This window comes from Terrisporobacter muris (assembly GCF_024621905.1).
In the GTDB taxonomy this organism is placed as follows: domain Bacteria; phylum Bacillota; class Clostridia; order Peptostreptococcales; family Peptostreptococcaceae; genus Terrisporobacter; species Terrisporobacter muris.
Map to the genome: position 1 here is coordinate 1 of NZ_JANKBY010000089.1, position 11,840 is coordinate 11,840.

Genomic DNA, 11,840 nt, shown 5'->3' on the forward strand with positions numbered 1-11,840 from the left:
ATAGTAAACAAAAAAGAGCTATAGAGATAGTGGGTAGCATAATAATAGATAGTGTTATAATTATTCAGTAGTTTTATTTTTAGCAAATCACTTCTAAGCTTTTATATGTTTCTTCCACATAATAAATGTTATAATTATTAAAATCACTCCATATGCTATTAATGCATATATATTAAATAGTAAAAGATAATTTATTCCTACTGCTACACCTAAAATAATCATCCCTAATAAAGTATTAATTATGTTCTGACTTTTGTTAACCTGTCCGAACTTAATAGTAAATGGTAAACTATTTTTTCCTATTATATGTTCAATGACTATGAAAAGTAATAAAAATACAAAAGCAATAATTAAAATAGGCACTACTTTAACTCCAAAAATTAAGATAAAAATTATACTTTCAAATAAGTATAGTGGCAATAATAAGTTTGCTAAAAGAGCTTTATATGCGCCTTTGTATATATTAGATTTATCACTTATAAATGTTGCATCATAAATCCATGCTGCCTTATAGTTATTTGAATATTGCAGTGTTATTAATAAAGTTGGAACCATAAATATAAACCAATAGATATTTAATGACATATGTAAAGATATATTCTTTATTTCACTTATAAAATCCATTGAAAACATAAATATAAATAGTAATGGAAATACCATATCAAAACCTAAGCTAGGATATGTCATCAATTTAAATTCTCTTTCTCTTTTTATTATAGAAGTTGAAAGATCATAAGCTGCTTTTTCTTCATTACTTCTACACATACATCTTCCAATTTTATAAAATACCCTATTTTTCTTTTCTTTTTCATTATCATTGGCAATATTTAATTTAGAAAGAGAATCTTCAAACTTAGACGTATTATTTATATATAGACTAATTGCTATAATTGGAACAAGAAAGGCTAATACAATAAGAGCTATTATTATTTTATTAATTTCCCCACCATCAACTGCATATAAAGGTGATGCGAACCACATTGGCGGAAAAAACAAGTTCCATATCTTACTTTCATATATTATATTTAAATCAACTATATCAAACATTCGCCCTAATAACTGATAACTTATGGTCATTATTATTGTTAATCCTATTTGCACAAAATTGATTATATCTTTAACTTTTTCTCCATCAAAAAACTTTAAAATCAACAGGTATAATAATGCTGTTATTACAATCATAAATATATCTATTATTATTAATTCTAATATAAAAAGAATTCCTATTAAAACTCCTGATTTAAACATTCCTATTATTGTAAGCCATGATAATGCCAATGAAGTTAGGAAGATATAATAACATATGTGAGTTAGTTTAGCTGCATTAATTGTTTTATTATCAATGCCCTTAGTTCCTATTACATTTTTATCCCTCATATCTAAAAGAACACTTGAAAAATCCGATATAAATATAGTTAATATAAAAAACATAAACATCCCAAAAACTAGAGAATATGTATACATCTTATTAAATGAAAATAGTGTTATTATTCCAATAAAAATCCCCATTATTCCATACATAATTAATGCTTTATTAAACGAATTTTTACTTTCATCACTTTCATCTTCCTTGCTAGAATTTTGCATAACAGTAGATGTTCTTCTACTATCAAGAGTTAATTTCATACTTAAAATTAGCCTCATTTTTTCATAATCTACACCAACTTTAGTATATATCCCCTTAAATTTATCTAAAATATTTAAAAATTTATATTCTTTCATATTATTCACCTACTTAATTACACTAGAAATTCTATCAGCAATTTCTTTGTGATTATTAAACCCTGTTATTTCATTAAATATTTCTTCTAATGAACCTTCTTTAGAATTTTCTTTAAGTTCATCAAAACTTCCATCAGCAACTATTTTTCCATCATTAAGTAACACTATTCTATGGCTTATCTTCTCTACTACATCCATGATATGTGATGAATAAAAAATAGTTTTTCCTTCTCCTGCAAATATTTCAAGTAATTCTTTAACTATCATTACAGAATTAGCATCTAATCCACTTAGGGGTTCATCTAAAAATAATATTTCCGGATTATGAATAATACTGGAAATAAGTATTAATTTTTGTCTCATTCCTTTTGAAAATGTTGATATTCTTGTGTTTAAGTAATCGTATATTCCAAATAATTTCATAAGTTCTTTTCCTTTTATTGTTAATGTTTCCACATCCAAATCATATAATTGACCAATGAAATTCAAATATTCTATTGCAGTTAAACTTTCATATACTTCCGATACTTCTGGCACATATCCTATTTTCTTTTTATATTCACCTTTTGTATCTTCAATACTTTTATTAAAAATTATTACATCTCCTTCATATCCATCTACTATGCCTAACATAATTTTTACAGTTGTACTTTTTCCTGCACCATTGGCACCAATATATCCAATAATCTCTCCTCTTTTTACTTTGAGATCAACCCCTTTTAATACTTCCTTTCCTCCGAAACTCTTTTTTAAACCCTTTAATTCCAATATTATTTCATCCATAACCTCATCCCCCTTCTTTCATAAACTTATCAAAAATCTTTAGCAATATCATAAGTTCACATTCCAATAAATACCATTCTAACAGTCACTAATTATTTTATAAGACTTAGACCTGCCAGTCTACAACTTATATAAATAAAAAAGTACCTTACATAATTGTAAGATACTTTTTTATTTATATTCTATTAGCAAGTAGCTCCTCCAACTAAGTGAAGGTCTGCATTTATTATTTCTTCTTTTCTCTCAAGTAAATCATTTGCTAATAATTGTTTTTCCACATTTTCAAAACCTAAACGTTCTATAGTGTTGGCAAAACGCTCCCCTGTTTTTCCTTGTTCCCTATATAATAATATGGCTTTTTCTATTATATCTAAGGCTTCTTCCTTGCTAGTAAATACCTTATTTAAAGCTATACCATGATTTATTTTTTTACCCCATCTACCACCAATATAGATTTTATATCCATATGTTCCGTCTTCAATCGCATCAAATGGACATGCTCCTACACAACGGCCACAATGATTGCATAGCTCTTCATCTATTTCTAATATATCATCCACAACTTTGCATGCATTTATTGGGCATAATTTCTCTATAGCACATTTTTTACATCCATTACAAGAGTCTTCATCAAAATTTGGTATATATTGTCCTATTATTCCCAAGTCATTTAAATCTGGTTTTACACAGTTATTTGGACATCCACCTGTTGCTATTTTAAATTTATGAGGAAGCTTTACACCTGAATATCCTTTATAAAATCTTTCATGAATTTCTTCTGATAGTTCAAATGTATCTATTAAACCATATTGGCAAGTAGTTCCCTTACATGATACAACTGGACGTACTTTTGAGCCTGTTCCTCCAGTTTCAAGACCTTCTTTTGCTATATATGCTCTAAAATCTTCAATTTTTTCATATGGTATGCCTTGTATTTCCACTGTAAGACGAGTTGTAAATGTTACTATTCCGTTACCAAATAACTCAGCTGCTTCTCCTATACATTTTTGTTGTGTTGCTGTTATTTTTCCATTTACAGTTATTACCCTTGCAGAAAAATTATCAGTACCCTTATTACTTAAAAAACCTAAAGCCTTTACTCTTTTTTCATCTTCCTTACTAATTGTCAATGTTGCCATTGTTTTTCCCCCTTTTTAATAATTATTCTTCATCTTCCTCTATTTCATTGAAAGTCAATCCACCTTCAAGAACTTTTGTGTTACTATATCCATAGAACTTTAAACGATTTTGTAACATATATGCGCGTTTACCTTTTGCACATATCAGTAATAATCTTTCATTAGTATCGTATTCTGGAAGTACACCTTCCACCTTTGTTAAGTCTATATATGGAGCAGTTTTTAAAGTTGGCAATATGGATGCATCAATTATTTTATAATCATTAGCTTTTCCTGCTTTAAATTCTACTGGAGTTATTGTTTCAAACTCTCCATTTATTTTATTTTGTAATATATTTAATGTGTGAGCAAATGGATGAATTGCTGTAGAAAATGGTGGTGCATAAGCAAAATCCAAGTTTTCTAAATCATCTATTGATGCATTTAATGATATAGCTGTAACTGCTATATCAACTATTTTATCTACTTCTCCCTTTCCAAGTACTTGTAGCCCTAGTAATTTCTTTGTATCTCTATCAGATATCATTTTAATAATAAAATTACTTGCACCTGGATAATAATGAGCCTTATCATCTACAACAGAGATTACGCTTATAGGATTATATCCAGCTTCCTTTGCAGCCACTTCTGTAAGCCCTGTTCTTCCTGTATTTAAGTTTGGTAATTTACAAACAGCAGTACCAAGAACACCTTCATAAGATTTATTTTTTCCTAATATATTTTTAGCAGTAAGACGTCCTTCTATATTAGCAGAAGAACCCATTGGGGACCATTGAGGTGCCTTTGTAATTTTATTTATTACACATGCACAGTCTCCTATAGCATAAATATCCTCTATATTTGTTTGCAAGTATTCATCTACTTTTACAGTTTTATTTGGCATAAGTTCTATACCACTATCTTGAAGGAAATTGGTATTTGCACGAATTCCTATTGAAAGTACAATTGCATCTGTCTTCATAGCACGTCTAGAAGTTTTAACTTTTTCAACTTTATCAGTACCTATAATTCCTTCCATTCTTACTCCTGTAGCAGTCATTATTCCATTTTCGGCTAAATGATTTTCTATATATTCGCTCATTTCTTCATCAAACCCTGAAAGTACATGTTCTGCCATATCTATGACAGAAACTTTCACTCCTTGTTTAGCTAAATTTTCTGCAACTTCCAATCCTATAAATCCTGCTCCTACAACTACAGCTCTTTTAATTTCTCCCTGCTCTATTGAATCTCTTAAATTAATTGCATCTTCAGGTGTTCTCATAAAGAAAACTCCTTTTAAGTCTAAACCTTCTACGGGTGGTTTTATAGGAGATGCACCACTAGCGATTACTAGTTTGTCATATCCATAATTATATGTTTCTTTGCTTTGTACGTTTACTGCATCCACAGTTTTTTCTTCTGGATTAACTTTTATAACTTCCATTTCAGTTAGAACCTTCACTCCTGTTAATTTTTCAAATTTTTGTGGAGTATTTACAATTAATTGTTCTTTTTCTGTGATAACATTTCCAACATAGTAAGGAAGGCCACATCCTGCATAAGATATATCTTTCCCCTTAGTAATAATAGTTACGTCTGAACTTCTATCTTCTCGTTTTAACTTTGCTGCAACTTTAGTCCCTGCTGCAACACCTCCAATAATAAGTACTTTCACACTTATCAACCCCCTTTTATTTCACATTAAAATTTATATAATTTACATTTTTTTCCTAATTATTCAATTTTATTGTAGCACTTGTGATATACTATTAAAAGCGATATTATCTTATGAAAAACATAGGTAAAACCTATAGATAATCAATATCAATTAAACATATTTATTAGTAAAATAAGGAGGCTATTTTATGACAATTAGACACTTGCGCATTTTTATAGAAGTTGCAAAAACTGGTAAAATGAGCATAGCTGCACAGAGATTATTTATATCTCAACCAACAGTAAGTCAAGCTATTCGTGAGTTAGAAGATCACTATAATCGAAAACTTTTCGATAGGCTGTCTAAAAAATTATACATAACATCCTTTGGTAAAGAACTCTTCACCTATGCCACACAAATAGTAGAACAGTTTGATAATTTAGAGAAAAAAATGAATGATAATCTTCATATAGAGCATTTACGAATAGGTGCTTCTGTAACTGTTGGAACTTGCCTTCTCTCCAAAATAATAAAAGAATTTCATAGTGTGGCTCCTCGAGTAAGTACTTATGCTTATGTTAATAATACAGCCATGGTCGAAAGGAAATTATTAAAATCTGAACTAGACATCGCTATTGTAGAGGGGGATATTCATTCTCAAGACTTAGTTACAATTCCTGTTATTGATGATTATCTTGTTCTTTTATGCAATAATAATCATCTTCTTCTAAATAAAGAAAAAATAACATTGTATGATTTAGAGAATCAAAGGTTTGCTATGAGAGAAGATGGTAGTGGTACAAGAGAATTTTTCGAGCAAATTTTACATAAATATAAAATTCATATAAAACTAGCATATGAGGCTAGCTCAACTGACACTATTAGAAGAGCTATTTTAGATGATAATTGTCTATCTCTTCTATCTATACATACTTTTGAAGAGGATATTATAAATGGCAAAATCCATATAATAAAAACTGATCTAAATACATTAAAAAGATCTTTTAAGCTTGTTTATCATAAGGATAAAATAATGACTCCTTCAATAATTACATTAAAAGATATCTTAAAAAAATATAAGACATCAGATTTTATGAAAAACTTATTAGTAAAAAAATAAGTATAACTATCATCTAAAGTTATACTTATTTTTATGTAATTATTATATAATTCTTTTACTAATCTGCTTTAAAAATATACATATAAATAAGAGTATACCTAAAATTCCTGTCAGTGGATAAACATTTGCTACTAATTTTTCAAATGGAAATAAACCACAGAAAAATGCTAAAATTGAAATAATAATGGCAATAATCTTTGAATTATACCTTCCTTCTTTAGAAATTTTGTCACATACTGTCCAAAAATTTGGTGCAGCTGTTGAAAAAATCCCGCATAACAAGACAATAGAAAAAACTTTACCAAACATAGGTGATATGGATTTTGCAAAATATAAAGTTGGTATGGATAATTTATAAATATCATTTATTTTTGATAATAAAGCAAAATTCATTACCAAAATAACTATCATTAATAATAAACTTCCCACAATTGCTCCATACTTAGCTTCTCTTCTAGTATCCGCACTATTTCCAAGAGATGTAAAGAAAAATAATCCACTTACCATGTTATATGATGCATATAATATTCCACTTTTAACACAATTCCCTCCTGCTTTTGTAAGATTAACCTCCATTATTGTTTGTGAAATATTTTTTAATCCGTCTAAATTTTGAACCAAAATAGTAAATCCCACAATCAAAGAAAATACAACTATAACAGGACCAATAAAACCAATTATGTTAATAAGACTATCCAATCCACAAAGAAAAGCAATAAGTACTAATATTGTCATCATAGCACAACCTACATAGTAATTTAGTCCATAATACTCTTGCAATGTTGCTCCTGCTCCCGAAATCATAACTATGACACTTATAAATAATAAAACTGGAACGAAGTATTCATAAAATAATCCTACTTTATTTCCACAAAAGTATTTATATGGTCTGTACTTTTTCAAGCTCCCATAATCAAAACCACATGACATGACTGTACTACCGAAATATGTAAATAATATTAAACTTATAATTATTGATACTAAGCTATATAATCCATTTGATGTGAAAAACTGCATAATTTCCTGACCTGTAGCAAATCCTGATCCAATAATAAATGCTATAAATGCTCCTGCAAACTTCATTACATTTAGTATACTAATTTTTCCTTCCATAGTTTCTCCTCCATATTTAAAAGTTTTGAAAGGCTAGTACTAAATATATGTATATAAAAACTCAATATGACTAAAAAATTAGCTTGGCTTATATCGCCAACGGCTTCGCCCGTTGCTCAAGTTGTAAAGTTGGAAATTATACGTTATCCATAAATCAGATAACATATAGTTTCCTTACAATAAAAAACACATTGATAAAATATCAATGTGTTTTCTTCTATAAAATACTTTCTTTGTAGATTCTATAACATTTATTAATTTCTTCCTCGTCAGGACTTACATATCCATGAAAATCCAAACCTTCTTTTCTCACTCCATGGTGTCTGTATATATTAAACTTGTATTTACACTTATCTTTAATTATCTTTGACACTTCTCTAACTGTATTTTCATTATTTAAAGTTGGTGCTATTACAGTTCTAACCTCATAAATCTTATCTAAATCAAGTAAGTATTTTACATTCTTAATCACAATATCATTACTCTGTCCAGTTACTTTAACATGCTCTTTCTCATCCATACTTTTAACATCTATCATAAATTTATCGGTTAAATTTACGAACTCTTCATATTGTGTTAAATCAATACTCCCATTAGTATCAACAAAACAAGTAAGGCCAAGCTCTTCTTTTACTTTTTTAAACAATTGAGCTATAAAATCTATATTAAGTGTAGCCTCACCGCCACTAACAGTTATTCCTTGAATAAAAGGGCTAACTTGTTTAATTTCTTCAAATAAATCATCTACTGAATAATCCTTAGTTTTTGGAGTAGATAAGTTATCACATTCTCGAATACATGCGTCACATGCAACACATTTTTTATCATCCCAAGTAACCTTTTTATCCACAATATTTAAAGCATCTACAGGACAAACTTTAACACATAATCCACAGTTTACACACTTGTTTATGGTTTCTGGATTATGACAATAGGTGCACTTAAAGTTACACCCCTGAAAAAATATTGCTGTTCTATTTCCAGGTCCATCTATACATGAAAACGGAATAATTTTATTAACTAAAGCCATAATTAATCTCTCAGCCTTCTATCAAATGCTTTTGCTCCATTTTTAGCATTCATACCAAATACAGTTGCATTATTTTTAACTGCTTGTCCACTTTCAAGTTGTGCTACTTCTGATTTTTTCACAAGATATCCTGTAACACGAACTACATCACATCCACCTGCGTAAGCAGATATATATCTTATTCCTGAATTAAATGCTCCATCTATAACATTTACGATAGCTTCTGGATTATCTTTATAAGTATCTTCAAATACAAATATATCTCCTATTCCGTTGAAGAAATATTTGTGGAATGGCGCTGATTGAATTATATGTTTAAATATTTCTGGCTCTTCTCCCACTGGTATTCTACATCCTGGAGATATTCCTGTATCAGTATCTATACCAACTTGGCAATGCATAACATGATTATTTTTATAAGCATCTCCCACATATGGTGATTTATATGATGTCACTACTTCATTAAGCTTTTCTACTATTTTTAATCCTAATTCGTTTGCTTCATCTCCATAGCCAAATCTATCATTTTGTTCAGTTGCATTTAGTAAATGGTTAACTGCTTCCGCAAGACCTACCATACCAAACATTCCTGTAAATAATTCTTTTTTTATAAATCCTTCTTTAATCAAGAAACTTGTTTTAAAGAAAGCCGCTTCCTCAACTAGGAATTTAATTCTTTCATCTATATAATTAAGCATTTTTTCTGCTGCAAATGGTAGCTTATTGTATAGGAAATCTTCTACCGAATCAGCAGTTTCTGCTAGTCTACTTAAAACTAATCTAACTAGAGTGTAACCTCCACCTCCTACTATAAATCCATTGTAACAAGAAGCTAATGCATAGTTTTCTGTTCCAAAATCAGCTGTATCCATTTTATGGTTAGCAAAACTTGGCTTTGCAGTAACTAAAGCAGTACTTGCACAAAGCTTAGCAAATTCTTTTGAGGTTATATCTTTATCATATTTAACTGTTAAATTAGGCATTGCACATTCTAATTCTTTCATAGCTTTAAGTATTAATCTACCTGCTTTAGTATCAACTGGTCCTATATTCGCATGAACAAATGAATCTGTTAATGCACTATCAACATGCTTTAAGAATAACTTTATTGCTTTATAAGCCTCTTCTTCATCTTTTACAAAAGGATTTAAAAGTGTATCTATATTTCCAAGGTACACTGGGTACGATGTTATAGATGGTACATGTTTATATAAAATTAATAAGCTATTAGTTGCTTCCCAAATATCAGTCGGTGCTTCTAAACTTAGAAATTCACACCCTTTTTCCATTAAAACTTCATAGTTTGGTATAACATATCTTGGTCTGTAAGGAGTGTTTCCTTCAAACATTGTGCATATTATTTCTGCATCCAATAATTTTTTAGTTTCTTCGTCTATATCAAAAACCTCTATGCTATTTCCTGCATATCCTGCCAACTGTAATAATTGTTGGTTATAAGTTAATGTCTCATTTTTTATTATTTCCAATACTTGATTCATTTGAATGTCCCCCATAATTAGCTCATTTATTTTTTATTGAATCTAATTTCTTATATAGTTTTTCACATTGTTCTTCAGTAATTAAAATACCTCTTCTATCTGCAAAAACTAGGTTTTCATCTTTTAGTATTTTCAAATTTCTATTAACTGTTCTTTCTGAAAATCCTAAAATAGAGCCTATTTCTTCTCTTGTTTTTTTCAATACAACTTCATTTTTATTACTTCGTTCAAAAACATTAATTAAATAATTTATCAAAATACCTATAGCTGGATAAGCTAAAACTTCTCCTGTTTTTAATGACTGTTCATACATTTGATTTGATACAAAATGCAATACATCTAATGTCAACTTATGATCATTATTAATCCATTCTATAAAATCAAATTTATCCATCTCAAGAATTATACTATTCGTCATAGTTTGTAATGTGGAAGAATAGATATTTTTATTTGCCATAATCTCCATAGCCCCTATGTAAGATATGGGCTCAATACTTGCGAAATCATATATAAAGCCATTTTCAAATTCATTTCTTACTATCATTTTCCCTTTACAATGTATATATATTTTTTCTATTTCATGTTCCTTAAGTACAACTATTTTATCCTTTTCAATACATTTAAAATTACAGTTTCCTTTTATATGCCTAGGTATATTTCTTATAAATTCTTTAACTTTTTTATTTTCTATTTCTTTGTATAATGAGTTGTCATACATTTTAACTTGCTCCTAAGTTTTGTACTATTTTAATTTTAATAATTATTAAAATTAATCAAAAGGACATATGTCCTTTTACTATATTATATAATTTCTTCATGAAATACTATATTTATGATAAAATATGAATAATATAATTTTACAAGGAGGTTTTAACTTGAACAAAACAGATGCAGTTAAAGTATTAAAATTATCATTAGGAAGTATATTAGCAATTATTATTGCATCTTTTTTTAAACTTCAATATTCAACTGTAGCTGGAGTAATTACTCTTTTAGTTGTAAAAGATACGAAAAAAGAAACTTTAAAAGGAGCTTTCGGAAAGTTATTTGGATTTGTACTATGCACAGTCTATTCATATATATGTTTCAATTTATTAGGCTATAATTTATTTGCATTTTCTTTATACATATTAATTATAATAGGTACTTGCTTTGTATTAAATATAAGATATGTTATAGCAATGTGTGTTGTTATTTCTTCTCATTACTTACTTCAAAGTTCAATGAGTATTTATTGGATATTAAATGAAACAGGACTTTTTATAATTGGTGCTGGAATAGGTATAATAATCAACATGTATATGCCTTCTAATTTTCATAAAATTTATCTTGGTCAACAAAAGCTGCAAGAACAAGTTAGCTTAATTCTAATGGACATTGCTGATATAATAAGTAATCCAGATAAAAACCTTTCTTTCCAAGACAACTTAGATGAATTGAATAAATTAATAAAAAACAGTACTAAAGATGCTTATGAAAATATTAATAATAATTTACTAAGCGATACAAAGTATTTCTTAGAGCATATGGAGATAATAAAAAGTCAAAGAGATATCCTAAATAATCTATACACATTAGTATCTCAGCTAAATTACGTTCCTTCTCAAGGATATATAGTGTCTGAGTTTATAAATAAAGTTGGAAATACTTCTTTCGAAGCTAATACTGTTACTAATTTATTAAGTGATTTGAATAGGATTTCTAATGATATGAAAACTCAGCCTCTTCCTAAAGACAGAGAAGAATTTGAAAATAGAGCTATTTTATTTTTATGTTTAACTGAACTAAAAAAATA

The 11,840-nt window shown here is 28.3% G+C and carries 10 protein-coding genes; 2 read left to right on the top strand and 8 right to left on the bottom strand.

Annotation, left to right across the window (positions count from 1 at the left end; genetic code table 11):
* Positions 1-93 precede the first annotated feature (93 nt).
* The 4 genes from NSA58_RS08885 to NSA58_RS08900 all read right to left on the bottom strand — a co-directional run bounded on the left by NSA58_RS08885 (position 94) and on the right by NSA58_RS08900 (position 5,301).
* Positions 94-1,722: a hypothetical protein gene (locus NSA58_RS08885; protein ID WP_039678102.1), complete on the bottom strand. Its 1,629-nt coding sequence runs from the start codon at positions 1,720-1,722 to the stop codon at positions 94-96.
* Between the two features lie 9 nt (positions 1,723-1,731).
* On the bottom strand, positions 1,732-2,505 hold the full coding sequence (locus NSA58_RS08890) for an ABC transporter ATP-binding protein (RefSeq protein ID WP_039678103.1): 774 nt from the start codon (positions 2,503-2,505) through the stop codon (positions 1,732-1,734).
* Positions 2,506-2,690: 185 nt separating this feature from the next.
* Positions 2,691-3,644 carry a 4Fe-4S binding protein gene (locus NSA58_RS08895; protein WP_039678104.1) on the bottom strand — a complete coding sequence of 318 codons (954 nt, stop codon included), beginning with the start codon at positions 3,642-3,644 and terminating at the stop codon, positions 2,691-2,693.
* A gap of 22 nt (positions 3,645-3,666) precedes the next feature.
* Positions 3,667-5,301, bottom strand: a complete 1,635-nt coding sequence (locus tag NSA58_RS08900; RefSeq protein ID WP_074429792.1) for an FAD-dependent oxidoreductase — start codon at positions 5,299-5,301, stop codon at positions 3,667-3,669.
* Positions 5,302-5,491: 190 nt separating this feature from the next.
* On the opposite strand from NSA58_RS08900, the gene NSA58_RS08905 reads away from it, so the two are divergent.
* Positions 5,492-6,403: a LysR family transcriptional regulator gene (locus NSA58_RS08905; protein ID WP_039678106.1), complete on the top strand. Its 912-nt coding sequence runs from the start codon at positions 5,492-5,494 to the stop codon at positions 6,401-6,403.
* 42 nt (positions 6,404-6,445) lie between these two features.
* Here the strand turns inward: NSA58_RS08905 and NSA58_RS08910 are convergent, their stop codons facing one another.
* The 4 genes from NSA58_RS08910 to NSA58_RS08925 form a co-directional block, all read right to left on the bottom strand.
* A complete protein-coding gene (locus NSA58_RS08910) occupies positions 6,446-7,516 on the bottom strand; it encodes a YkvI family membrane protein (protein ID WP_039678107.1) in 1,071 nt (356 codons plus the stop codon).
* A gap of 217 nt (positions 7,517-7,733) precedes the next feature.
* Positions 7,734-8,546 carry a YjjW family glycine radical enzyme activase gene (locus NSA58_RS08915; RefSeq protein ID WP_039678015.1) on the bottom strand — a complete coding sequence of 271 codons (813 nt, stop codon included), beginning with the start codon at positions 8,544-8,546 and terminating at the stop codon, positions 7,734-7,736.
* A 2-nt stretch (positions 8,547-8,548) separates the two neighbouring features.
* Positions 8,549-10,045 (bottom strand): YjjI family glycine radical enzyme, encoded by a 1,497-nt coding sequence (locus tag NSA58_RS08920; RefSeq protein ID WP_039678016.1) that lies wholly within the window; start codon positions 10,043-10,045, stop codon positions 8,549-8,551.
* 22 nt (positions 10,046-10,067) lie between these two features.
* Positions 10,068-10,763 (bottom strand): Crp/Fnr family transcriptional regulator, encoded by a 696-nt coding sequence (locus NSA58_RS08925; RefSeq protein ID WP_039678017.1) that lies wholly within the window; start codon positions 10,761-10,763, stop codon positions 10,068-10,070.
* A gap of 157 nt (positions 10,764-10,920) precedes the next feature.
* Between NSA58_RS08925 and NSA58_RS08930 the strand changes: the two genes are divergently transcribed.
* On the top strand, positions 10,921-11,840 hold a 920-nt coding region (locus tag NSA58_RS08930), incomplete at its 3' end, for an aromatic acid exporter family protein (protein ID WP_257560397.1).

What these genes read in the sequence shown, in the direction of transcription:
- NSA58_RS08890 (WP_039678103.1), bottom strand. Translation starts at nt 2,505, where the DNA reads ATGGATGAAATAATATTGGAATTAAAGGGTTTAAAAAAGAGTTTCGGA.
- NSA58_RS08885 (WP_039678102.1), bottom strand. Translation starts at nt 1,722, where the DNA reads ATGAAAGAATATAAATTTTTAAATATTTTAGATAAATTTAAGGGGATA.
- NSA58_RS08905 (WP_039678106.1), top strand. Translation starts at nt 5,492, where the DNA reads ATGACAATTAGACACTTGCGCATTTTTATAGAAGTTGCAAAAACTGGT.
- NSA58_RS08925 (WP_039678017.1), bottom strand. Translation starts at nt 10,763, where the DNA reads ATGTATGACAACTCATTATACAAAGAAATAGAAAATAAAAAAGTTAAA.
- NSA58_RS08915 (WP_039678015.1), bottom strand. Translation starts at nt 8,546, where the DNA reads ATGGCTTTAGTTAATAAAATTATTCCGTTTTCATGTATAGATGGACCT.
- NSA58_RS08920 (WP_039678016.1), bottom strand. Translation starts at nt 10,045, where the DNA reads ATGAATCAAGTATTGGAAATAATAAAAAATGAGACATTAACTTATAAC.
- NSA58_RS08895 (WP_039678104.1), bottom strand. Translation starts at nt 3,644, where the DNA reads ATGGCAACATTGACAATTAGTAAGGAAGATGAAAAAAGAGTAAAGGCT.
- NSA58_RS08910 (WP_039678107.1), bottom strand. Translation starts at nt 7,516, where the DNA reads ATGGAAGGAAAAATTAGTATACTAAATGTAATGAAGTTTGCAGGAGCA.